A 23,566-nucleotide genomic window follows, 5' to 3' on the forward strand; every position below is an offset into this window, starting at 1 on the left:
ATCTAACGGCCACTAATATTTAAATATACCTAGATATAAAACATATATCCATCAAATTCATCTGTATCATTGTCGATAATATCGTGTAAGGTCGTGTGATCTAAAACATCGTTAACAGCATTACCAATACGTTTCCACAGGAAACTTTCATTTTTACTTTCATGATCATCGGCATCAACTACCATGACATTTTCTTCTACTGCAGAGAACACTTGTCCTACTGTTATTTCTTCTGGTGGATAATTTAGTTCATATCCCCCATACGCACCTCTTGTACTTTTAACTAAGCCATCTTTCTTTAAGTTAGCAACAATCTGTTCTAGATATAAATCACTGATATCTCTTTCTGTTGCTACTGATTTGACACTACGTTTTTTTATGCCGTAATCTTTCGCTAATGTCAGCATAAAATATAATCCATATCTACCTTTAGTGGATATTTTCATTGTTACACCTCTAAAATTTAAGTTCATAAAGAATTTATATTATAATTAAATATAACATATCTTTAAAGTAAGGTGAAAAACTATGAATAACCAACCGTTAAGCTATCGAATGCGCCCACAGAATATTGATGAAGTCTTGGGTCAGAACCACCTTGTCGGTCGGGGTGGTATTATTAGACGTATGGTCGACGCAAAAAGACTGTCATCAATGATTTTATACGGCCCACCGGGTATTGGTAAGACTAGCATCGCAAGTGCCATTGCTGGTTCAACTAAATATAAATTCCGCACTTTAAATGCAGTGACGGATACTAAGAAAGATATGCAGATTGTTGCAGAAGAAGGAAAAATGAGCGGTAGTGTCATCTTACTCTTAGATGAAATCCATAGGTTGGATAAGGCTAAACAAGATTTTCTCTTACCACATTTAGAGAAAGGTACGATTATTTTAATTGGAGCGACCACATCCAACCCCTACCATGCAATCAATCCTGCCATTCGCTCAAGAACTCAAATTTTTGAACTAAATCCATTAGAAACAGAAGATATTAAATCCGCAATCCAGAGAGCACTTAACGATAGTGAACGTGGCTTGGCTGATTTAAATATAACAATTGAAGACGATGCAATTGAACACTTTGTTTCCTCTTCACATGGTGATGTAAGAAGTGCTTTAAATGCCCTAGAACTTGCTGCCTTAAGTTCTAACAAAGAAGATGGTACTGTTAATATCACCTTGCAAGATGCCTTAGATTGTATGCAAAAATCAGCATTCTTACACGATAAAGACGGTGACATGCATTATGATATAATGAGCGCCTTACAGAAATCTATTCGTGGTAGCGATGTCGATGCAGCGTTGCACTACCTAGCACGTTTAATTGAAGCTGGTGATTTGGTTACAATTGCAAGACGTATACTCGTCATTGCTTATGAAGATATTTCCCTTGCAAATCCAAACATCGCATCAAGAACTCTTGATGCGATAATTGCTGCAGAACGACTAGGTTTTCCAGAAGCACGTATTCCTTTGTCACAAGCTGTAATTGAGCTCGCCTTAACACCTAAATCAAATACAGCAATTACAAGTATTGATCAGGCATTATCTGACGTACGTAAAGGAAAAACAGGTGCAATACCTCGTCATCTAAGGGATGGACATTATAAAGGTGCTAAGGAATTAGGTAATGCCATTGGCTACAAATACCCACATGATTATCCTAACCATGTTGTTAGTCAACAATATCTACCTGATGCGATTAAGAAAAAGAGATATTATAAAGATGATGGCATTAGTAAGTACGAGCAAACTTTAACTGAAACCTATCACAAACTTAAAAATTTAAATAAATAAAGCAGTGTGGAAAATCCACACTGCTTTTTCTCATAAAAAATAACCACCAAGAAAACTTGGTGGCTACCGAAATACCCAACATGAGCCGTGTGTTATTGTTGATTATTTTGGCCTGCTATTTGCAGGTGGGTGCCCTGTTCCCGACTCCAAACGTCCTATTACGTTCATAGGCATGTTTTTCGAAGGAAAACCAATTAGGCTCCCGTTTAAAAAGGTGTTAGGTCAAAATATAATTCAACACGTCACGAACTCTTCAGGAATTTCTATTAATATAATAATACCACAAAATATATAGAAGTAAACTAAAAAGTCTGAAAGCGCTTTAAAATACTTGGCAAACATCTATATGACAGTCTTCACAATTGATCATATGTCGTAGTTTTTCGATGTTATGTATTGTAATTACTTTATTTTCTATTGTAATCAATTCCTGCTGAATTAATTCTCTCAATAATCTATTGACGACCTCTCTAGAGGTGCCACACATTTGCCCCATCTCTTGGTTCGTAATCTTTGTTTTAATTACAATCCCTTTTGCAGTCTCTTCACCAAATGAATTGGATAAGCGAATTAAAGTTGAACAAAGTGCCCCAATTTTACCGTACATGATATTGTCTCGCATTTTAGTAATTGAGCGTTGTCGATCAATCTCTACCCAGTGCATCCACTCTGTTTTTATATCTTCATTTTCTAATATTAGTGTCTCAAATCTCTTTCTAGAAATCTTATAGATTTCTGTATTTACTTTTGCCTTAGCGTAAGTTGCATGAACTTTAGGTCCACAAAAGAGTGTTACAGCACCAAATATGCCTTTTTCACTAATTAAATTTGTGGCCAATTCAACACCTTCTGGTTGCATACGACTAATAAATACTTGTCCTTTTTTTATGGTGTATATGTAGGTTGTTTCATCACCTGGATGATAAATATAATCACCTTTGTGAAAGCTCATTTTTGAGCCGTGAGTTTCTATAAGACTAATGAGTTGGTCAGGATAAAAAATTGTATTGTTCATCATAATTTAACCTCCAGTCATTTGAGTAAATTTTATCATAAAGTGTGACAAATATCACTTTTTTCTGAGGCCTACTCGCTTACAATTTATGTATAGAAAACATTCGTAAAGAAGGTGAAAGTATGACTGAGAAGAAAAATTTAGACAAAAAGAACGAAGAAGATAGCCATCACAATATGGATTTAAGAGGCACATTTATGATGGTACTTTTTCTAGGGGGTTTAATGTTACTCAGTTGGTTCGGTGCATTTATTTTATTCATGGAAAGGATGTAGGTTAACACATGCATAAGTTTGAGAAAATTTGGATTACGCTTGGGACCAGTTCTCTTGCGCTATTTTTAATTATTTTAGGTATATCTGCAGTCCATGGTGGGCACACACCTGCAGCAAGTGGTATTGAAACTATAAATCCTGAACATGTCAGAGATGATGAGCGATTTAAAGAGCCCGGACTCGTTGAGGCAACTTCTGGAGATCATGATTACGATTTATACTTTGTTGCGAGTGCTTTTATGTATGAACCAGGTGAAGTTGAAATTCCTGTGGGTTCCAAAGTTAAAGTGCATGTCACAAGTCCAGATGTTGTACACGGCTTTCAAGTCGTTGGTACAAATATCAATATGATGGCTGAACCTGGTCTAATTTCAACATATGATATGACCTTTGATGAGCCTGGTGAACATCTAATACTCTGTAACGAATATTGTGGTGTCGGTCATGCTGATATGACATCTAAATTAAAAATCGTAGATGGAGGTACAACGAATGACTAATTTCACAACTGATCGAATGTTTGCACCACACACTAAGGTCGATTCTAAAGATAGTAAACTTGTTTTAGCAAACATGTTTTGGGTTGCATTCGCCCTACTTATCGGTGGATCTGCTGGTCTCCTGCAGACCTTAGTACGTTCAGGTCAATTCGAATTACCTTTTGGTATCGGTTATTATCAACTTTTAACATTACACGGTGTTATCCTTGCCTTAGTTATGACATTTTTCTTTATAATGGGCTTCCAAATTGCTGCGCTTTCAAGAACTGCAGGTCCGTTAAACAATAAAGAACGTCGACTCGGTTGGATTGGCTTTTGGGTAATGACTGTTGGTACGCTTATGGCCGCGGTGATGATTGCGACTAATGAAGCTTCAGTTTTATATACTTTTTATGCACCGCTACAAGCACATGTTATTTTCTATATTGGTTTAACACTAGTTATTGTTGGTACATGGTTGTCTGCTTTAGGCCAAATGATGCGTTACTTCCGTTGGCGTAAAGAGAATAAAGGACAAAAGACACCTTTACTTAGCTACATGACAGCTGTAAATAACTTAATGTGGTATGTCTGTACTATAGGTGTCGCATCAACAGTACTCTTCCAATTTATTCCTTGGTCCGTTGGTTGGGTTGAGACAATAAATATTACACTAAGTCGTACTTTATTCTGGTATTTTGGTCATGCCTTAGTTTACTTCTGGCTCTTACCGGCTTACATGGTATGGTATGCAGTAATGCCAAAAATATTAGGTACAAAAGGATTCTCAGATAAACTTGCGCGTCTTGCTTTTGTATTATTCTTATTCTTTAGTATCCCAGTTGGTATTCACCACCAACTCGTTGATCCAGGTATTGATGCATTTTGGAAAGGGCTACAAGTTGTTCTAACTTTCATGGTTATTATACCATCCTTAATGACTGCCTTTAGTATGTTTGCTGTTTTTGAAACATATGGACGTAACAAAGGCGCCACTGGTTTATTAGATTGGTTTAAAAAATTACCTTGGTCAGATGCGCGATTTGTGCTGGTATTTATAGGTATGCTCTTCTTCGTTCCAGGTGGACTTGGTGGTATTATTAATGCATCTGGTCAAATGAACCAATTGGTACACAATACGATTTGGATTGTGGGTCACTTCCACATCACAGTAGGTGCTCCTGTCGTACTCACCTACTTCGCAGCAATGTTATTTTTACTTCCACATATTACAGGACATAAAATCGACCGTATTGCGAACAGACTGGGACTGATGCTCGCTTACACATGGGCACTAGGTATGGGTATCATGTCAGCAGCCATGCATTTTGCAGGGTTAAGAGGGGCACCACGTCGTTCAACCTTCTCTGAATACGGCGGTGCGCCAGTCGCAGAAGAATGGATTACTTATCAGGTTATGCAAGCCGTGGGGGGTTCTTTCTTATTCATCGCAATTATTATCGCTATATTAATGTTCCTGAAATTGATTACTGGACCAAAAACAGATGAAATCGAAGAATTTCCTGTCGCAGAATTCCTTGATCAGAATGATTCTCCAGTCAGATGGGTCGATAATTGGAGACTGCTCTTTATAATTACAGCCTTTTTAGTACTAATTGCCTACACGGTACCTATCACACAAATGTTTACTGAAAATATTCCAGGTGCTAAAGGCTTTAAGCTATGGTAGTAAAATAAAAATGGTGTGAACATCTTAAACAATTAGATGTTCACACCACTTTTTTTGCCTGATTATTTTTCATAAATAAACTTTAATTTTCTTTTAATCGACCTTTTGTAATGTAACGGAACATTGGTATAACTGATTGTATCAGTATGCCAACAATAACAAAACCAAACATCACACCAGAAAGTGTAATAATATAATATTCGAACTCTCCTAAGTCTTGCCAGAATGGTCTGTCAATAGTGTAGAAGTAATTACTGCCAATTAATTTATTTAATAAGTGTGCACTTGTCATATATACCATAAAACCTAATGCAGAAATTATTGCACCTTTGATATTTGGTACAAAGCCATAAATGGCATATCTGATATATGGATATACGATAATTAAACTATGCAGGATAAAGAATGTGACACCAAGCATGTGGAATGGTGATGAAATGCCTACAGGATAAATGAATGATGCATAGGCAAAAATTCCCCAATAAAAAATAATTTGATCCAACCAAGCTTTGTTTACAAAGAACTGAATGATAATCAAATAACAAACTAAGCGGCAAATATGCAATGGTAAGGACTCAGTTAATGAATAATCAGTGAATCCGACAAAGTAAATGACGCTCAGAACACGCTGTAAAACGGCAGATGACAATATAATCACCATTGCCTTTTTAGGTTCTTTTTTTACCCGCCATCTGTTCTCGATTAAAAATGCAATAACTAAAGCAAATCCAATCAAATAAATGATGTGCTCTAAACTGCCGAGTTCAATTGTCGCTGCATTTGGATCAACAAATGTTTGCATTCCCCGCCTCCATAATTTTAAAAATAGACTGAGATGAATTCATCTCAGTCTAAGTGTAAACAATTTTCGTCTTATTTGCCAATGTCTAAATCAATATTTAACTCTTTTAATTGAGCTTTAGAAACTTCAGAAGGTGCTTGCATCATTAAATCACTTGCATTTTGCGTCTTAGGAAAGGCAATAACATCTCTGATATTATCAGATCCTGTTAATAGCATTACAAAGCGGTCTAACCCATAAGCAATACCACCATGTGGTGGTGCACCATATTGGAAGGCTTCAATTAGGAAACCAAACTGTCTGTCTCTTTCCTCATCAGTAAATCCAAGTGCTTTAAACATTTTTTCTTGAAGACTTGAGTCTGAAATACGAATCGATCCACCACCGAGTTCATAGCCGTTTAAAACAATGTCGTAGGCGTTTGCTTTTACTTCTTCAGGTGCTGTTTCTAGTTTGTTAATATCTTCTTCTCTAGGTGAAGTAAATGGATGGTGGGCAGCAAAATAACGCTCAAGTTCTTCGTCGTATTCTAGTAATGGCCAGTCGGTTACCCAAATGAAATTAAATTGTTCTGGATCGATCAATCCTAAATCCTTACCTAATTTATTTCTTAAGTTTCCTAGGCTTGCATGTACAACAGATGTTTTATCTGCAACGAATAGAACAAGGTCATCAGTTTTAAGGTCAAGTTTTTTAAATAATTCCGCTTGACTTTCATCATCAAAGAATTTTGCAATTGGACCTTGTAGTCCTTCTTCACTGACCTTCAACCAAGCGAGACCCTTAGCACCGTAATTTTTAACGAAAGCTTCAAGCTTATCAATATCCTTACGTGAATAGTTTTTAGCTTGGCCTTCGAGTACTAAAGCATTCACCTTACCCCCGCTTTCCACTGCAGAAGAGAATACTTTAAAGTCTGATGTCTTAGCAAAATCACTAATATCTTGTAGTTCTAAAGCAAAACGTGTATCGGGTTTATCTACACCGTATCTCGCCATTGCTTCATCATAAGTGATTCGGCTAAATGGTGCAGGCACATCAATATTCTTAACCTTTTTCATAACAAACTGAATTAACCGTTCATTCATCTCAATCATATCTTCAATGTTAGTAAATGATTTTTCAATGTCTATCTGTGTAAATTCTGGCTGACGGTCTGCTCGTAAATCTTCATCTCTAAAACATTTAACGATCTGGTAATATCTTTCTAAACCAGACAGCATAAGTAGTTGCTTATAGATTTGTGGCGATTGTGGTAGTGCATAAAATTCTCCTGGATGTACTCTAGAAGGTACAAGATAGTCTCTCGCACCCTCAGGTGATGATTTAGATAAAACAGGTGTTTCAATATCCATGAAATCTTCTTTATCTAAGAAATCTCTGACAGCTTTATTAATTTTATATCTCGTACGTAAAATATTTTGTAGTTTTTGACGACGGAGGTCAATATAACGATATTTTAACCGTGTATCTTCATTTACCTTGTCTTCGCTCACTTGAAACGGTGGCGTCTTAGCTTTTGCTAAGATTTCAATGTCACTCGCTAAAATTTCAATGTCACCAGATGGAATATTTTTATTCACTTGAGATTCATCTCGTTTGATTACTTCACCATGAATACTCACCACATATTCTGTGCGGATTGTATCTGCAATCTTAAGCGCTTCAAGAGACACATCTGGGTTGAAGACGACCTGCACTTGTCCTTTTAAGTCACGCATATCAATAAAAATTAAGCCACCTAAATCACGACGCTTTTGTACCCATCCTTGTATATGAACCTGCTCACCAACCTTGTCTAAGGTCACTTCATTTGAAAATATTCTTGTCATTTATTGGTCCTCCAAAAATTGTATTAATTCGTCGAATTTCACATTTTTACTATCGCCAGTAGCCATTTCTTTGATATCAACCGCTTCACTACTTAACTCATCATCACCTAAGACGATGGTATAGCGTGCATTTTTTCGGTCTGCGTCTTTCATCTGTGCTTTCAGTTTACGATTTTCATAATCCATCTCTGCACTAATATTGTTTTTTCTAAGCTTGTGAAGTAAAGTACTTGCAACATCTCGCGCTTCATCAGTCATTGTACAAATATATAATTCAATGCCACTTTCATCTGGAATTGTGATACCTTCAGCTTCTAAGGCTAGGAGTAGACGTTCAATACTTAAGGCAAAGCCAATACCCGTTTTTTGTGGACCATCTAACAGCTCTAAGAGACCATTATAGCGACCGCCACCACATAAAGTTGTTATGGCTCCGAATCCTTCAGAATCACTCATTAACTCAAAGGCAGTGTGCGTGTAGTAATCTAATCCACGGACGAGATTATAATCTACTTCGTACTCGATATCTAAATCATCTAGTTTGTTTTTTACTGCCTCAAAGTATGCTTTTGATTCGTTATTTAGATAATCGTACATTCTGGGAGCAGTTTGAACAAGTTCATGGTCCTTATCCTTCTTACAGTCTAGAATGCGCATCGGATTGGTGTTAATTCTGCTTTGACAATCACTACAAAACTCACCAATTCTTGGAGAAAAGTGTTCAACCAAGGCTTTATTATATTCATTTCTTGAATCGATATCACCAATTGAATTTATCTTAAGCTTAAGCTTTTTCAATCCAAATGATTGGTAAATATTCATCAACATACTGATGACTTCAACATCGATTAATGGATCCTCTACACCAATTGCTTCTATACCAAATTGAACGAATTGACGATATCTACCTTTTTGCTTTCTTTCATAACGAAACATCGGTGCTAAATAATAAAGTTTTGTGGGTTGTTCAACATCATGTTGCATCTTATTCTCTATATAACTTCTCACCACGGGAGCAGTACCTTCAGGGCGTAATGTTAGACTACGATCACCCTTATCTTGGAAGGTATACATTTCCTTATTGACAATATCAGTTGATCCACCGACACCTCTGACAAAAAGTTCAGTTGATTCGAAGACAGGCGTGCGAATTTCTTTATAGTTGTAACTTTTAGCAACTTCAGCTAGTTTTTTTTCTATAAACTGCCACTTATAAGATTCCGACGGTAAAATATCTTGGGTACCTCTTGGTACTTGAATCATAATATCTCTCCTAAATAAATTATTTAAATATAAAAAAACCTTATACCAAAAATGGTATAAGGGACGAAATGGTCGTGGTGCCACCCTATGTTCAGTACGAGTATCGTACTCTCAAGACAGATAACGGTTGTTGCCGCTGATTTTCAGATGTATGAGCAAAGTGTCGGCCAATATCTTTTTAAGCATTCACTTCCAGCCTAGGTGAATTTCTCTTTTGCTTTTATATAGATACTCTCTTTGCAAATGAAATATTTATAATTAGTCTCTTAATAATAGTCAGAATTATTGTTAATGTCAAGTTATCTATGAACATAAGAATTTATGCCTTCTATTAAGCCTGTCACCATCTTATCTTGATATTCCGGTTCATTTAAAATATAATCATCAAACTCATTTGAAAGATAACCAAGTTCAACTAAAACCCCAGGATAATCTAACTGCCAAGTGACCTGATAGTTCATAGTTTGATTTCCACGATTATAAAGGAATGAATGTCGATCTAAGGATTCGTTTAAATGTTGACCAAAGGCCTCTTGTTCTGGATAAGTATAAAAAGTAGTAAAACCAGATATAGCAGGATCATCAAAAGCATCACTATGTAAGCTTATAAATAAATCTGCTTCAACCTTCCTATCATCTAAACTCTTCGTTTCTTCTTCACTGCGAGTCATAATGACTTCTGCACCTGAATCCTCTAAAGTAGTTTGTAATTTAGAAGCAATCGAGTAGACGACATTATCTTCATTTTCTCCGTATTTACTTGGTGCACCCGGATCTTCACCGCCATGGCCAGGATCAAGCGCCACAGTGACCCCACTCAAATCATAGGTTGGTGCTTCTGTTTCATTTGAAAAATCCATAGTAATTTTTTGTTCAGGTTCATGAATCACTGTTCTATATATATAAACAGCTAAATATAAAATTCCAACTGCAATAATTAAAATAAATAAAGGCTTTACATATAAATGTTTTTTATATTTTAAGAAATATAAAATATTCGAAACTACTTTTTTAAAAAATGCTTTGATCGTATTCATCAGACTATTTTTCCATCCACAGCTTCATAGATGAGTGTAATCGGACCGTCATTTACAATTCTAACGTCCATATGTTCACCAAAGAAACCTTCTTTAACAATGAGTCCTTCATCTCTTAGACCTTCATTGAATACTTGGTACAGATCTTTTGCCACGTCACCAGATGCGGCATCGGTAAAGCTCGGTCGATTCCCTTTTTTCAGTGAAGCATATAAGGTAAATTGAGAGATACTTAAGATTTGACCGCCTACTTCTTGAATCAAACGATTGATTTTTCCTTCTGCATCTTCAAACACACGGGCACTGGCAATTTTTTTAGCGAGTACTTTGGCATCAGCTACAGTAGATGATTGACTCACACCCACTAATAAGCAATAGCCATCATTGATTTCATTATACATTTCGTTATTGCTAACTAGTGCATGTGATACTTTTTGCAATACAATCTTCATCGTCATCCCTCACTTAAATACGCGTTCAACGCTGTATATATCTTGTAATTGTCTAATTCTATCTACAACACGGTGTAAGTCATGTTTATTCGGTACCATAATCGATAAACTTACCCGTGCTTGTTTTGTTTCATCAGCTAAGCCATTCACTCTCGTAATTGGAACTTTTAAGCTTGAAATTAAATTTAATATTTCATTGACCAGGCCATTTCGGTCATAACCAGTAATTTCTAAATCAACTTGATATCGCTTGTTTTCTTCTTTGTTTCCAACCCATTCCACATCAATTAAACGCTCAGTTTCATTGATGATGTTTGGACATGTACTGACGTGTACTTTCACACCATGTCCCTTAGTAATGTAGCCGATAATGTCATCACCAGGAATTGGATTACAACATTTAGATAAGTTGATCAACATATTATCCATGCCTTCAACATAGACACCGGATTCGGTTGCAATATCTTTATATTCCTTAGTTCTGTCAATCTCTTCAACATGGTTGGATTGAATTTCTGCTTCTTTTGCCTTAACCTTCTCTAACAAACGATTCGTTACTTGATTAACGGTTACACCACCAAATCCTATCATGGCAAAGAGATCATCAGCCTCACGTAAATTATAGCGATCTAAAACTGCATCAATATAATTTTCTTTCCATATTTCATCAGGAATATAACCACGTTCTTTAATCTCTGCCTCTACAGCAGTTCGCCCTTTTTCTATATTTACTGCCTTATCTTGTTTCTTAAAGAATGAACGTATCTTATTACGAGCAGAAGACGTCTTTACCATTTTTAGCCAATCAATGCTTGGTCCATATGATTGTTTACTTGTTCTGATTTCTAAGATGTCTCCAGTTTCTAACTCGTGATCAATCGGAACAATTTTACCATTTACCTTAGCTCCGACCATCTTATTACCTACTTCTGAGTGAACCTGATAGGCAAAATCAATCGGAATGGCACCTTTAGGTAATTCAATGACATCACCATCTGGTGTAAAGACATATACTTTATCACTCAATAAGTCAGTTTTTAAGGCTGCCATAAATTCTTCGGCATCTGGATTGTCAGAAACATTCCCTACAATTTCTTTAAACCAGTTTAGCCTAGAATCAAGTGATACTTTCGATGCATCAACGCCTTCTTTGTACGCCCAATGCGCAGCGACCCCGTGCTCAGCAATTTCATGCATTTCATGGGTCCTAATTTGTATTTCCAATGGATCTCCATTCGGCCCAACGACCGTCGTATGTAGCGATTGATACATATTCGGTTTCGGCATAGCAATATAGTCTTTAAATCGTCCTGGCATCGGTCGCCATATGGTATGAATAATACCAAGCGCTGCATAACAATCCTTCACATCGTCCACTAAGACACGAATTGCAAGTAAATCAAAGATTTGCTCAAAATTCTTTGCCTGCTTTTGCATCTTTTTATAGATACTATAGATGTGTTTAGGTCGTCCAGACAGATTATGATTGACTTGACTGTCTGTGAGCTCATAGTCAATTTTTTCAATTGCTTCATTAATGACATTTTCTCTCTCACTACGCTTTTTCTTCATCAGACTTACTATACGGAAATACTGACCAGGTTCAATGTATCTTAATGAAGTATCCTCTAGTTCCCATTTAATACTGGAAATACCAAGTCGGTGTGCAAGTGGCGCATAGATTTCTAAGGTCTCCTTAGAAATTCTTACCTGCTTCTCCTCAGGCATTGCCTTTAACGTTCTCATATTGTGTAGGCGGTCTGCAAGCTTAACTAAAATAACTCTTATGTCTTTAGCGATAGCAATGAAGAGCTTACGGTGATTTTCTGCTTGTTGCTCTTGATGAGAACGGTATTTTACTTTTTCTAATTTTGTTACACCGTCTACAATAACTGCAACTTCTTCATTAAACATCTCTACAAGATCATCAAATGTATACGGCGTATCTTCTACGACATCGTGAAGAAAGCCTGCGATAATGGTTGGTGCATCTAGTTTTAATTCTGTTAAAATGCCTGCTACTTGGACAGGATGTGCAATGTACGGCAGACCATTTTTACGGAATTGTCCCTCATGAGCTTCTTTTGCAAGACCATATGCTTTTTTTATAAGACGGACATCGCTGTCATCTATGTATTCACTGCACATGTTGAATACGTCTTTCGCACTATATGGGTATTCCTTATCCATGATCAGACCGCCCTTCTTAAATTAGATATAGAACAATAATACTACAAATAAACGTTGAATAAAACATTTGCTATATAAAAAAGCCTGTATAAACAGGCTTTAAGTTAATCTTCGTAAGTTATTAAGGAAATGGTATCATAACCTTCTAGTAGTTCCATACCATTTAAGTATTTTAGTTCAATTAAAAATGCAATTCCTGCAACAATACCGCCAAGTGCCTCCACAAGTTTGATTGTCGCTAAAATCGTCCCACCTGTAGCAAGTAAGTCATCAGTAATTAAGACGCGTTGGCCAGGTTTGATTGCATCCTTATGCATCGTTAGTACGTTTGTACCGTATTCAAGTTCATATTCATATTCTAACACTTCTCTTGGTAACTTACCTTTTTTACGTACCGGTGCAAAGCCAATTTCCATGCTGTAAGCGACTGGACATCCGATAATAAAGCCACGTGCTTCTGGTCCAACTACAACATCGATATCTTTTTCTTTCGCATAAAGAACAATCTGATCAGTGGCATACTTATATGCTGGACCATTATCCATTATTGTTGTAATGTCTTTAAAACTGACACCTTTTTTCGGCCAGTCTTCTACTTCTGATACATACTGTTTTAAATCCATAATTTCCTCCACATTTACGTCGTAATTAATGTCCGTAAATAATCTTTCATTTTAATCCCAGATGACATTTTTAATTTTGCTTCCGCTTCAATTTTATCAGTCAAGCGTCTTAAATGCACGCTCTGTTCAATATCAATATCATCTTTGATTTTATCCTTATATACTATACCATGTTCTAACGTAATACGGCTTAAATCCACTAAAATATCTATAATATTTTTCAAGTTCTTCATAGATATATCAAGTTTACTAGCTAGGTACGGTGCATGAATTGTAAGGTCGATTGACCCATTCTCGGCTTTTTTAATGACTGCATCTGTCTTTTCAATAATTTGTTTACTAGGTAAACCTTCAAAGAAGAGCTCATTTTTATCGTTAAAAATAACGATGATTTTAGAGGCTTGAATACCGGATAAACTTTCTTTTAGTGCCGAAAGGGAGTAAGGAATATCTCTAAGTACAAGTGTGTCCATTGCTAAAGGTAATTCCTCACCGTAAACAAAATAGTTTCCTTTTTCCGTCTCATTTACATCAGACGTTAGAAAGGTATCTTCTTTAGATACTAGTGAGAAGTCTTGGTCATTTTTCGCCCTCATATCTAATATCTGTAGGTCATCCACTCTTGCATCTGAAAGAATCATCTGAAGACTTCTCTTATGATTGAATTCATTGATATCTAAAGTGCCGATAAGAGAAATCCGGTCTCCTACTTGTACTTCATTATATAAGTGACCAAATTTAAAACCTATGATATCAATATCCGTATCATCTAAATTAATTTTAATATGTGTCTTATCCTTACCGACTTGGCGAATGCTCTTGATTGTTTGATTAGTAATCATGAATGTGGGTACGTTAAAGTCTTTACCAAACGGTTTGAGTCTAGACAGTCGTTCAAAATCTTTCATGGTCAAATTATCTTTAGTAATTTTATAATCTATAAATTTAACTGGTTTTAACTTCAAGTTCAAATTGTTGAAGTGGTCAGTAACGGTCGTTTTAAATTCTTCTGCTCCACTCTCGTAAATCGCTAGACCGAGTGCCTGAGAGTGTCCACCCAGGGATTCGAAATACTCAGGGTACTTCCTCAACGCTTCAAGTAAGTTTACACCGTCTATAGACCGTGCAGAGCCTTTAAAAAGCTCAAAGTCTCGGCTTAAGACGATAGCTGGTTTTCCAAAAGCATCGGTGAGTCTAGAAGCGACTATACCTAATACACCATGATGCCAGGTCTCTCCGATAACAATATTAATTTCATTACTCTCATCTATCTGTTGTACCGCTTCATTGTATATAGTTTCTACAAGTGCCTTACGCTCCGTATTTAAACCATCAACCACACTTGACAGTTCATAAGCCTGGTTTTCATCCTCGGTGAGTAGGAGTTCTACACCAATAGAAGCCTCATCGATTCTACCTGTTGCATTCAGTCTAGGTGCGATTGTAAAACCTATCGTCTCTTCATCAATCAATCCACTGTGATTACTCGTTTTAAGTAATGATTTTAATCCAAGTGGAAGTTGTTCGTTCAGCACTTTTAAGCCTGCTTTTACTAACATTTTGTTTTCATCTGTCATTGAGACAATATCTGCCACAGTACCAATAGCAAGTAAACCGAGATATTGGTCTTTCATTAAGTCTAAACCTTCAATCACCTTGTATGTCACACCTGCTGCTGCGAGTTCCTTAAAGGGATAGGCACTCTCATTATAGTCAGTGTGAACAATGGTTGCATTTGGAATTTCTTCTGAAAAACTATGGTGATCAATAACGACAACTTCAATGTCATTATCTCTTAATAAACCGATCTCTTCACTGTGTGCCACACCATTATCTACAGTAATAACTAAATCGACGTTGCCCACAACTTCAAATTCAAAAAAATCATAGTTCGGCCCATAACCATGTTCTATACGGTTTGGAATAAAATAAGATACATTGTCACTTTTACCTCTTAAAGCGTCATACAGCATAGCAGTAGATGTAATACCATCAGCATCGTAATCTCCATAAATTAAGATGCGACTATTATTTTCAAGATGGGTGTTAATTATATTGATAGCATGCTGGATGTTCGGGATATATTGCCAATTATAAGTTTGTGGATTTAGAATTGTCTCCACTTCAACGCTTGATGTATAGCCACGATTTTCTAGTAATGTCTGCTCTAAATGGTTTAATTTATATTCTTTAATTAGCTGATCTTCAATTTGGCTCGTTCGTTCTCTTACTTGCCATGTAAATTTTGACGTAAACACTCAATCACCTCTTAAAAAACGCCCGGCGTAACCGGACGTTTGAATGTACTAATATTATACTACCACTTTATCATCATTTTTTGGTTTATCAGTATAGACAACTAATTCTCCACCTGCTTTTCTAAGCTGTCTACGTTTAAGCACTCCCCATAGTTGAATAGCAATGAAGAATGAAGAATATACACCACTGATTAAACCAATGAGTAAAGCTAGTGAGAAGTTAAAGATTGAAGTCGCTCCAAATAGTACCAAGAGGACGACAACTATAATAACTGTCAATACTGTATTAATTGATCTTGTCGCTGTCTGTCTTAAGGAACGATTGATGACTTCATTAATTTCAGCTTCACTTCGGTATACTTTAACTTTTCTATTATTTTCCCTAATCCTATCTAAAGTAACAATTGTATCATTGATACTATAACCAACGACGGTCAATACTGCTGCAATGATAGTTATATCAACCTCAAGCCTTAAGATAGAGAAAACTGCAATAATTATAAAGACGTCATGTAAGAGCGCAAGTACTGCTGGAAGCGCCATTCGCCATTCAAAACGAATCGACGTATAAATGATAATACCAATCGAAGCAATAATTAAGGCTACTATTGCATTTTGTACAAGCTCCTGACCAATCACAGGACTCACCGTACTAATCATTGGTTCTGAACCATAAAGTTCATTAAAGTGATTTTGTAAGTCAGTGACTTCCTCTTGATTCAAATCAGTCGCATAGCGTGCTACAAATGTATCCTCACCTGACATTGTAATTGACTCTGCTGGAACCCCTAGGTCACTGAGCTCTTCTGTAACTTCACTTTCAGTCACATTACCATTTGTCGAAATATCAGCACGTGTCCCGCTTGTAAAATCGATACCTAAATTTAGTTTAAAAATAAAGAGAATCACAATACCCGCTACAATCATTAAACCGCTAAGGGCAAAGAACTTATTGGCATGTTTGACAAAGTCAAAACGATCCCAAATTGATGAAAGATCTTGAATGTCTTTACCTTCAGTAATATTATGAATGTTCTTTTTAGCTACACCAAACCAGGTTATTTTTTTATTAAAGTAATTTGAATTAACGATTAAATTCATAAGTACTCTCGTTAAGACTACTGCTGTAATAAAGCTCATTAGAATTGATAAGAGTAGCATTGTTGCGAACCCTTTAACACTACTAGTACCAAATATAAAGAGCACAATAGCAGCGATTAATGTTGTTAAGTTCGCATCTACAATCGTCCATAGGGATGAAGATGCTGCTTTTTTATACGCTTGTTTTAAGCTTCGGCCAATCCTAATCTCGTCTTTTAATCGCTCGTATAATATAATGTTCGCGTCCACAGCCATACCAACACCCAGTATGATTGCCGCAATACCTGGGAGGGTCAATGTACCACTGATTGCATTAAAGCCAACTAATGTAAGATAGATATAGATTGTTAGAGTAATCGCCGCAATGATGCCAGGTACTCTATAGAAGAAAATCATAAATATAAATACTAAAGCAACACCAATCAATCCAGCAGTGACCGTTTCATCTAGAGCTTGTTCACCAAACTGTGCACCAACTGAAGTCGAATAAATCTCAGTTAATTTAACAGGTAATGAACCAGAGTTTAATAGTGCTGCAATATTTTGTGCACGTTCTACACCTTCTTGACCGTCAAATCCGCCAGAAATCATGACATCTGAAGAATTAATCGGTTGTGAAACAGTCGGTGCAGAGATAAATTTAGGGTCTTCTTTTTGAACTTCTTCGGCGAATGAATCTTCACCTTCTACAAAGTCCATCCAAATCACCATCAGGTTTTCACCTTGTGGTTTAGAAGAAATTTCCTCAGTGACTTCTTTAAATTTATTACTATCACGTAGTTCAAGTGACACCATTGCATTATTCAGTTCATCATAGCCCTGAGATGCGCCGCCCTGAACTAAGTCTTTACCAGAAAGTAAAACATTATCATCAACATCACGGATGGTCAGTTCTGCCTGTGTACTTAATAATTCACGTGCTTCTTGCTGATCTTCTACACCTGCTAGCTGTATTCTAATTCTATTATTATCCTCGATTTGAATACTTGGTTCTGATACACCGAGCACGTTAACACGTGAATCTAACGTTGATGCGGTCGATTCAACAGCACTATCGTCAATCGTATCCCCCTCTTCTAAAGGATCAACTTGATAAAGTACCTCGAAACCACCTTGTAAATCCAAACCTAGATTGACGTCTTTTAAGACATCTTTTAACGTTAAACCAATTGCCGTGAAGGACACGACAACAATCATTAATGCGATTATTATTTTATTAATTTTCTTTTTCACTACTACACCTCTAGTTTCAACAGTGAGTTCATTATAACGCTAATGAAAAGAAAGATAAATATAAAAAAAGCCGACTACAGTCGACTTTATTTTCATTATTTAACTACTTCTTTTAAGGCAATACGGTCAAATTTAATGACAACTGATTCATCTGTACGCACGTACATATGTTTTTGGTCAAACGATTCAATTGTACCGTGCATTCCACCAATTGTAATGATGTCATCGCCTTTTTGAAGATTAGCTTGCATGTTTTGAACTTCTTTTTGTCTCTTCTGTGCCGGGCGAATCATCAAGAAGTACATAACAAGTACTAAAACGATTATCGGCGCTAATGTAACTAATAATTCCATCTAGCTGCTTCCTCCTGCTTAGAAATTTTTCGGATTTTCTTTATTCAATCCGTAAGATTCGAAAAATGCTTCTTTAAAATCTAGTAAGTTATCATTTAAAATTGCAGTTCGAACATCTTTCATCAAGTTTAACAGAAAATACAAGTTATGATAAGTAGTAAGTCGTAAACCGAGAATTTCATCCGCCTTGAACAGGTGACGTATGTATGCTCTCGTATAATTCTTACAAGTGTAGCAATCACAGTTCGGGTCTAGCGGTGTAAAATCTCGCTCATAGACTTTGTTCTTAACTACGACTCGTCCTTGTGATGTCATTGTAGTACCATTTCTAGCGATGCGTGTCGGTAAGACACAGTCAAACATATCCACACCACGAATGACACCTTCGATTAAAGCGTCTGGAGATCCGATACCCATCAAATATCTTGGCTTATTTTCAGGTAATAAGGGTACGGTTTCTTCAAGGACTCTATACATCGTTGGTTTGGGTTCTCCAACGGATAAGCCTCCAATTGAATAGCCTGGAAAGTCCATAGACACTAAATCTTTGGCACTTTGTTCACGGAGGTCTTTATATTCTCCACCTTGGACGATACCAAAGAGTGCCTGGTGTTTATCGTGTCCTTTTTTAATGTGGTGATTCAAGCCTCTTTCAGCCCATCGAGATGTTCTTTCTACAGACTGTTTGACGTAATCATGTGTTGATGGAATCTCAGCACACTCATCAAAACTCATCATGATATCTGAACCGAGGTCATGTTGGATATCCATAGCACCTTCAGGTCCTAGGAATAAGTTTCTACCGTCTAAATGACTTTTAAAGTGCACACCATCTTCAGTAATTTGTCTTCTATGACTCAAACTAAAGACCTGGAAACCACCAGAATCAGTAAGGATTGGCTTATCCCAGTTCATAAATTTATGAAGGCCACCCGCTTCTTTAACAATTTCATTACCCGGACGTAGCCAGAGGTGATAAGTGTTTGATAAAATAATCTGTGAGCCGATATCAGCGAGTTCTTCCGGTGTCATCGTCTTAACTGTTGCGAGTGTGCCAACTGGCATAAAAATTGGCGTGTCGATAACACCATGCGGTGTATGAAGCTTTCCTAGACGTGCACCAGTTTGTTTACAAGTTTTTATATGTTCATAACGTATAGCCATTTTGTCACCTCTTTAATATAAAATCATTGCATCACCAAAACTAAAGAAACGATATTCTTCATTTACTGCATGGTGGTAAGCATTTAAAATATTATTTTTTGTCGCAAATGCGGACACTAACATAACTAACGATGACTTAGGTAAATGGAAGTTAGTAATCAATACATCGACAGCTTTATATTCAAACCCAGGATAAATAAAAATATCTGTGAATCCTGATGCTGCCTTAAATTCCCCGTGATCATGCATAATAGTCTCAAGTGTTCTTGTACTCGTCGTACCCACACTGATTATGTTATTTCCAGCTTGTTTTGCTTCATTTAAAGTTTTTGCCACATTGTCAGTCATGGTGTAAAACTCACTATGCATAACGTGATCTTCAACCGTGTCTACTGAAACAGGTCTAAAGGTACCGAGACCAACATGTAAGGTAATGTAGACAATTTTTATGCCTAATTCTTCGATTTCACTAAGTAAGTCTTTAGTAAAATGTAAGCCAGCAGTTGGTGCAGCAGCAGAACCTGACTCCCGTGCAAAGACTGTTTGGTAGCGGTCCTTATCTTCTAACTTTTCTTTAATATAAGGTGGTAGAGGCATCTCACCGAGTTCATCTAAGACATTTTCCAAGATGCCATCATAACTCAACTTCATATGATGAATACCTTCATCAAATTTCTCGACACACTCCGCAATTAAACGCCCTTCACCAAAGATCACTTTCGTTCCCACTTTAACCTTTTTAGAGGGTTTTAGAAGCACCTCATAACCGACTTCTATCGGTTTTAAAAGTAGCATCTCTACTTTGGCGTGAGTATCTTCTTTAACACCAAATAGACGTGCCGGTAAGACTTTTGTGTCATTTAACACGAGCACGTCGCCGCGCTTAAAATAATCCGTCACATTATAAAAATGTTTGTCTGAAAGTTCACCGGTCGATTTATTGACTGCGAGTAAACGAGAATGTGTACGCTCTTTTAAAGGTGTCTGCGCAATTAAATTTTCAGGTAAGTCGAAATCAAATTCGTCTAACTTCATGTGTATCCTCCACTTTAACTTAGTTCGTTTTGTTGTCTTTAAAATATTCGAAGGATTTAGCAGTCGCTTTACGTCCTCTCGGTGTACGTTCTAAAAATCCGCGTTGAATTAAATAAGGCTCGTACACATCATTTAATGTTACAACTTCCTCACCAATCGAGACTGCAACTGTTTCTAGTCCAACTGGACCGCCACCGTATGTGTCAATAATCGTCCGCATTATTTTGTGATCCACAGGTTCTAAGCCTTCTGGATCAACTTCTAAGACTTTTAAAGCATGGTTCGTAGTCTCTAAAGTAATTTCATCCTCTTCTTTTACCATAGAAAAATCCCTCACACGTCTGAGTAGACGGTTGGCAATTCTAGGCGTACCACGAGAGCGTCTCGCAAGTTCATTCATACTATCTGTCGGCAATGTGACTTCAAATATATCTGCAGTACGTTCGATGATATGTTTAAGACTTTCAAGATCGTAATATTCTAACCTAAGTTGCACTCCAAAGCGGTCTCTTAGCGGTGCAGATAAAGAACCGAAGCGCGTTGTGGCACCAACAAGCGTAAAGGGTGGCAAGTCAATTCTTATACTTCTCACTTCATCACCACTACCGATGACGATATCGATGAAAAAGTCTTCCATAGCTGAATATAAGACCTCTTCAACGACTCTCGGAATTCTATGAATCTCATCTATAAAGAGCACATCGCCAGGTTCTAGACTAGATAAGATCGCAGCAAGATCGCCTGCCCGTTCAATTGCTGGTCCTGAGGTGGTCTTGATGTTTACATCCATCTCAGCAGCAATGATGTTTGCCAATGTCGTTTTACCTAAACCTGGTGGGCCATGTAAGATAACGTGGTCAAGTGCTTCTTCACGCATCTTTGCTGCTTTTATGAAGACATTTAAATTTTCTTTAATGGCATGCTGTCCGATATATTGTGATAATTTAACCGGCCGTAGCGAGAGTTCTAAGGACGCTTCATCACCGTGTTCATGTTCATCGAGAATACGTTCATCCATAATGTCACTCCTACCATTAGTTTAATAATAAGTTTAAGCCTCGTTTTACGTTAGCATCAACTGATTCCAATGTTTCATCAGCAAGTTTCTTTTCAACTTTTGTAAGTTCTCTCTTTGAGTACCCTAAAGCCTCTAGTGCTAAGAGTGCTTCACTTAGATAATCATTCGTAGTCACAGACTTATTAGTCTCTTCAACATTGTCAGTAATTTGCAGTTTGCCTTTTAAGTCTAAGATAATTTGACTCGCAGTCTTTTTACCGATACCAGGAAACTTCTGCATAAAGGCACTATCTTCGTTCTCTATGGCACGAATGATATCACTCGGCGAAGCCGAAGCAAGTATTGCAAGGGCACTCTTTGGCCCAATTCCAGTTACCTTCAAGAGTGAATTAAACAAGTCCTTTTCATCCTCAGCCATAAAACCGTATAGTAGCTGTGCATCCTCACGCACTATAAACTCAGTGTAAATTTTAACTTCCGTATTAATATACTGCTCTAAACGAAATGGATTCGCGACTAATAAATGATAGCCAATACCACTGTTTTCGACAGTGACACCTGTCGGTTTTACTTCTGTGAGTTGTCCTTTTATATATTGGTACATTATATTCACCTATTCTACAAATTCAAACTCTCCGCCTAATATACGAACGATATCTCCTGCTTTAATGCCACGTTCACGAAGGGCATCATCAATTCCCATTGTACGCATCTGTCTTGCAAAACGACGTACCGCTGCTTCTCGGTTAAAGTCAGTCATCATGAAGAGACGTTCAATCGAGTGTCCAGATACGACATAAGCACCGTCGTCATCTCTAGTAATTTCAAAGCGATCAGGATCTTTTTCGTGTCGGTAAATTACACGGCTTTCCGTTTCGATTTCTTCTTTCACTACAGGTTGACTCTCAAGTAAGCCTGCAACTTTATAAAGTAATTCATCTAGGTTTTCACCTGTTGCTGCTGATATTTCCACAATATCACTATCTGAGTCAATGCCAGCCTTAAAATGATTGATAATTTCATTATCGTGATCGATTAATTCAACTTTATTTAATGCAATAACTTCAGGAAGATTTAGAAGTTCTGCATTAAACAGTTCCATCTCTTGGCGAATCGTCTTATAGTCACTAATCGCATCCCGACCATCTACCTCAGCAATATCAATAACATGAACAAGCACTTTTGTACGCTCAATGTGTCTCAGGAACTGATGACCAAGACCAGTACCATCTGATGCACCCACAATTAATCCCGGCATATCTGCCATGACAAATGTACGTCCATCCTGTGTAGACACTACACCTAAGTTGGGTTGTAAGGTTGTGAAATGATAGTCGCCTGTTTTGGGTTTAGCTTGTGATACAGTTCCAAGCAATGTTGATTTACCTACACTTGGAAAACCGACTATACCCACATCTGCCATCATTTTAAGTTCCATAGTAACTTCTAATTCTTCTCCTGGCTCACCGTTCTCGGCAAAATCAGGTGCTGGATTACGACTGGTCGCAAATCTTGAATTTCCACGGCCGCCGCGTCCACCTTTAGCGATGACTGCTTGTTGACCATGTTCAACTAAGTCAGCAAGTGTCTCACCAGTTTCTTTATTTTTAATAATTGTACCTGGTGGTACTTTTAATACTAACGGCGCACTATTTTTTCCATGCATATTAGAATTCATACCATTTTCACCGTGAGTTGCTTTAAAATGACGCTGGAATCTAAAGTCCATCAAAGTTCTAAGACCTTCGTCAACTTCCATGATAATGTCAGCACCATTACCACCATCGCCACCTGCTGGTCCACCCAGCGGTATATACTTTTCTCGGCGGTAAGCAACTAAGCCATTACCACCATTACCAGCCTTTAAAAAGACGGATACGTAATCTATAAACATAGATTCACCTCCATGTATTTTTCTCTAATTTATATTATAGCACTCATAAAAA

General features: G+C 37.1%; 21 protein-coding genes and 1 other RNA gene. 4 read left to right on the forward strand and 18 right to left on the reverse strand.

Annotated features, from left to right (window positions below; translation table 11 throughout):
• Positions 1-29: 29 nt before the first annotated feature.
• Positions 30-446 (reverse strand): RrF2 family transcriptional regulator, encoded by a 417-nt coding sequence (locus JEM45_RS02705; RefSeq protein ID WP_198687703.1) that lies wholly within the window; start codon positions 444-446, stop codon positions 30-32.
• Between the two features lie 82 nt (positions 447-528).
• Here JEM45_RS02705 and JEM45_RS02710 point away from each other — a divergent pair, with 82 nt between their 5' ends.
• Entirely contained in the window at positions 529-1,800 is a 1,272-nt protein-coding gene (locus JEM45_RS02710) for a replication-associated recombination protein A (protein ID WP_198687704.1), read from the forward strand.
• Between the two features lie 68 nt (positions 1,801-1,868).
• Here JEM45_RS02710 and ssrS read toward each other — a convergent pair.
• A non-coding RNA gene (gene ssrS / locus JEM45_RS02715) (6S RNA) lies at positions 1,869-2,063 on the reverse strand.
• A gap of 59 nt (positions 2,064-2,122) precedes the next feature.
• Complete coding sequence (locus JEM45_RS02720; RefSeq protein WP_198687705.1) at positions 2,123-2,818, reverse strand: Crp/Fnr family transcriptional regulator; 696 nt, start codon at positions 2,816-2,818, stop codon at positions 2,123-2,125.
• Positions 2,819-2,937: 119 nt separating this feature from the next.
• On the opposite strand from JEM45_RS02720, the gene JEM45_RS02725 reads away from it, so the two are divergent.
• The 3 genes from JEM45_RS02725 to JEM45_RS02735 are packed head-to-tail and all read left to right on the forward strand — an operon-like array spanning position 2,938 to position 5,259.
• Positions 2,938-3,090 carry a cytochrome c oxidase subunit 2A gene (locus JEM45_RS02725; RefSeq protein WP_198687706.1) on the forward strand — a complete coding sequence of 51 codons (153 nt, stop codon included), beginning with the start codon at positions 2,938-2,940 and terminating at the stop codon, positions 3,088-3,090.
• Between the two features lie 8 nt (positions 3,091-3,098).
• On the forward strand, positions 3,099-3,590 hold the full coding sequence (locus JEM45_RS02730; protein ID WP_198687707.1) for a cytochrome c oxidase subunit II: 492 nt from the start codon (positions 3,099-3,101) through the stop codon (positions 3,588-3,590).
• A 16-nt stretch (positions 3,591-3,606) separates the two neighbouring features.
• Positions 3,607-5,259, forward strand: a complete 1,653-nt coding sequence (locus JEM45_RS02735; protein WP_198687952.1) for a b(o/a)3-type cytochrome-c oxidase subunit 1 — start codon at positions 3,607-3,609, stop codon at positions 5,257-5,259.
• Positions 5,260-5,341: 82 nt separating this feature from the next.
• On the opposite strand, the gene JEM45_RS02740 is transcribed toward JEM45_RS02735, so the two are convergent.
• The 15 genes from JEM45_RS02740 to obgE all read right to left on the reverse strand — a co-directional run bounded on the left by JEM45_RS02740 (position 5,342) and on the right by obgE (position 23,514).
• Entirely contained in the window at positions 5,342-6,061 is a 720-nt protein-coding gene (locus tag JEM45_RS02740) for a YwaF family protein (protein WP_198687708.1), read from the reverse strand.
• 71 nt (positions 6,062-6,132) lie between these two features.
• Positions 6,133-7,893 carry an aspartate--tRNA ligase gene (gene aspS, locus JEM45_RS02745; RefSeq protein ID WP_198687709.1) on the reverse strand — a complete coding sequence of 587 codons (1,761 nt, stop codon included), beginning with the start codon at positions 7,891-7,893 and terminating at the stop codon, positions 6,133-6,135.
• The gene (gene hisS / locus JEM45_RS02750; protein ID WP_026866481.1) at positions 7,894-9,156 is read right to left on the reverse strand and encodes a histidine--tRNA ligase; all 1,263 of its coding nucleotides are present in this window, start codon (positions 9,154-9,156) and stop codon (positions 7,894-7,896) included.
• A 299-nt stretch (positions 9,157-9,455) separates the two neighbouring features.
• Positions 9,456-10,193: an N-acetylmuramoyl-L-alanine amidase family protein gene (locus JEM45_RS02755; RefSeq protein ID WP_198687710.1), complete on the reverse strand. Its 738-nt coding sequence runs from the start codon at positions 10,191-10,193 to the stop codon at positions 9,456-9,458.
• Positions 10,193-10,645 (reverse strand): D-aminoacyl-tRNA deacylase, encoded by a 453-nt coding sequence (dtd, locus tag JEM45_RS02760; protein WP_198687711.1) that lies wholly within the window; start codon positions 10,643-10,645, stop codon positions 10,193-10,195. The genes JEM45_RS02755 and dtd overlap by 1 nt, the downstream gene beginning before the upstream one ends.
• Positions 10,646-10,654: 9 nt before the next feature.
• On the reverse strand, positions 10,655-12,835 hold the full coding sequence (locus tag JEM45_RS02765; RefSeq protein ID WP_198687712.1) for a RelA/SpoT family protein: 2,181 nt from the start codon (positions 12,833-12,835) through the stop codon (positions 10,655-10,657).
• Between the two features lie 104 nt (positions 12,836-12,939).
• The gene (locus JEM45_RS02770) at positions 12,940-13,458 is read right to left on the reverse strand and encodes an adenine phosphoribosyltransferase (RefSeq protein ID WP_026866485.1); all 519 of its coding nucleotides are present in this window, start codon (positions 13,456-13,458) and stop codon (positions 12,940-12,942) included.
• A gap of 14 nt (positions 13,459-13,472) precedes the next feature.
• The gene (recJ, locus tag JEM45_RS02775) at positions 13,473-15,716 is read right to left on the reverse strand and encodes a single-stranded-DNA-specific exonuclease RecJ (RefSeq protein ID WP_198687713.1); all 2,244 of its coding nucleotides are present in this window, start codon (positions 15,714-15,716) and stop codon (positions 13,473-13,475) included.
• A gap of 54 nt (positions 15,717-15,770) precedes the next feature.
• The gene (secDF, locus tag JEM45_RS02780) at positions 15,771-18,050 is read right to left on the reverse strand and encodes a protein translocase subunit SecDF (RefSeq protein ID WP_198687714.1); all 2,280 of its coding nucleotides are present in this window, start codon (positions 18,048-18,050) and stop codon (positions 15,771-15,773) included.
• 95 nt (positions 18,051-18,145) lie between these two features.
• Positions 18,146-18,403, reverse strand: coding sequence for a preprotein translocase subunit YajC (gene yajC, locus JEM45_RS02785; RefSeq protein ID WP_026866488.1), 258 nt, complete (start codon positions 18,401-18,403; stop codon positions 18,146-18,148).
• 18 nt (positions 18,404-18,421) lie between these two features.
• Positions 18,422-19,567, reverse strand: coding sequence for a tRNA guanosine(34) transglycosylase Tgt (gene tgt, locus JEM45_RS02790; RefSeq protein WP_026866489.1), 1,146 nt, complete (start codon positions 19,565-19,567; stop codon positions 18,422-18,424).
• 12 nt (positions 19,568-19,579) lie between these two features.
• Positions 19,580-20,602 carry a tRNA preQ1(34) S-adenosylmethionine ribosyltransferase-isomerase QueA gene (gene queA, locus JEM45_RS02795; protein ID WP_026866490.1) on the reverse strand — a complete coding sequence of 341 codons (1,023 nt, stop codon included), beginning with the start codon at positions 20,600-20,602 and terminating at the stop codon, positions 19,580-19,582.
• Between the two features lie 19 nt (positions 20,603-20,621).
• Positions 20,622-21,620, reverse strand: coding sequence for a Holliday junction branch migration DNA helicase RuvB (gene ruvB, locus JEM45_RS02800; RefSeq protein WP_026866491.1), 999 nt, complete (start codon positions 21,618-21,620; stop codon positions 20,622-20,624).
• 16 nt (positions 21,621-21,636) lie between these two features.
• Positions 21,637-22,224, reverse strand: coding sequence for a Holliday junction branch migration protein RuvA (gene ruvA, locus JEM45_RS02805; RefSeq protein ID WP_026866492.1), 588 nt, complete (start codon positions 22,222-22,224; stop codon positions 21,637-21,639).
• Between the two features lie 9 nt (positions 22,225-22,233).
• On the reverse strand, positions 22,234-23,514 hold the full coding sequence (gene obgE, locus JEM45_RS02810) for a GTPase ObgE (protein ID WP_198687715.1): 1,281 nt from the start codon (positions 23,512-23,514) through the stop codon (positions 22,234-22,236).
• Between the last annotated feature and the right edge of the window lie 52 nt (positions 23,515-23,566).

This window comes from Jeotgalicoccus sp. ATCC 8456, from assembly GCF_016313225.1.
GTDB lineage: Bacteria > Bacillota > Bacilli > Staphylococcales > Salinicoccaceae > Jeotgalicoccus > Jeotgalicoccus marinus.

What these genes read in the sequence shown, in the direction of transcription:
- JEM45_RS02705 (WP_198687703.1), bottom strand. Translation starts at nt 446, where the DNA reads ATGAAAATATCCACTAAAGGTAGATATGGATTATATTTTATGCTGACA.
- JEM45_RS02710 (WP_198687704.1), top strand. Translation starts at nt 529, where the DNA reads ATGAATAACCAACCGTTAAGCTATCGAATGCGCCCACAGAATATTGAT.
- JEM45_RS02720 (WP_198687705.1), bottom strand. Translation starts at nt 2,818, where the DNA reads ATGATGAACAATACAATTTTTTATCCTGACCAACTCATTAGTCTTATA.
- JEM45_RS02725 (WP_198687706.1), top strand. Translation starts at nt 2,938, where the DNA reads ATGACTGAGAAGAAAAATTTAGACAAAAAGAACGAAGAAGATAGCCAT.
- JEM45_RS02730 (WP_198687707.1), top strand. Translation starts at nt 3,099, where the DNA reads ATGCATAAGTTTGAGAAAATTTGGATTACGCTTGGGACCAGTTCTCTT.
- JEM45_RS02735 (WP_198687952.1), top strand. Translation starts at nt 3,607, where the DNA reads ATGTTTGCACCACACACTAAGGTCGATTCTAAAGATAGTAAACTTGTT.
- JEM45_RS02740 (WP_198687708.1), bottom strand. Translation starts at nt 6,061, where the DNA reads ATGCAAACATTTGTTGATCCAAATGCAGCGACAATTGAACTCGGCAGT.
- aspS (WP_198687709.1), bottom strand. Translation starts at nt 7,893, where the DNA reads ATGACAAGAATATTTTCAAATGAAGTGACCTTAGACAAGGTTGGTGAG.
- hisS (WP_026866481.1), bottom strand. Translation starts at nt 9,156, where the DNA reads ATGATTCAAGTACCAAGAGGTACCCAAGATATTTTACCGTCGGAATCT.
- JEM45_RS02755 (WP_198687710.1), bottom strand. Translation starts at nt 10,193, where the DNA reads ATGAATACGATCAAAGCATTTTTTAAAAAAGTAGTTTCGAATATTTTA.
- dtd (WP_198687711.1), bottom strand. Translation starts at nt 10,645, where the DNA reads ATGAAGATTGTATTGCAAAAAGTATCACATGCACTAGTTAGCAATAAC.
- JEM45_RS02765 (WP_198687712.1), bottom strand. Translation starts at nt 12,835, where the DNA reads ATGGATAAGGAATACCCATATAGTGCGAAAGACGTATTCAACATGTGC.
- JEM45_RS02770 (WP_026866485.1), bottom strand. Translation starts at nt 13,458, where the DNA reads ATGGATTTAAAACAGTATGTATCAGAAGTAGAAGACTGGCCGAAAAAA.
- yajC (WP_026866488.1), bottom strand. Translation starts at nt 18,403, where the DNA reads ATGGAATTATTAGTTACATTAGCGCCGATAATCGTTTTAGTACTTGTT.
- tgt (WP_026866489.1), bottom strand. Translation starts at nt 19,567, where the DNA reads ATGGCTATACGTTATGAACATATAAAAACTTGTAAACAAACTGGTGCA.
- queA (WP_026866490.1), bottom strand. Translation starts at nt 20,602, where the DNA reads ATGAAGTTAGACGAATTTGATTTCGACTTACCTGAAAATTTAATTGCG.
- ruvB (WP_026866491.1), bottom strand. Translation starts at nt 21,620, where the DNA reads ATGGATGAACGTATTCTCGATGAACATGAACACGGTGATGAAGCGTCC.
- ruvA (WP_026866492.1), bottom strand. Translation starts at nt 22,224, where the DNA reads ATGTACCAATATATAAAAGGACAACTCACAGAAGTAAAACCGACAGGT.
- obgE (WP_198687715.1), bottom strand. Translation starts at nt 23,514, where the DNA reads ATGTTTATAGATTACGTATCCGTCTTTTTAAAGGCTGGTAATGGTGGT.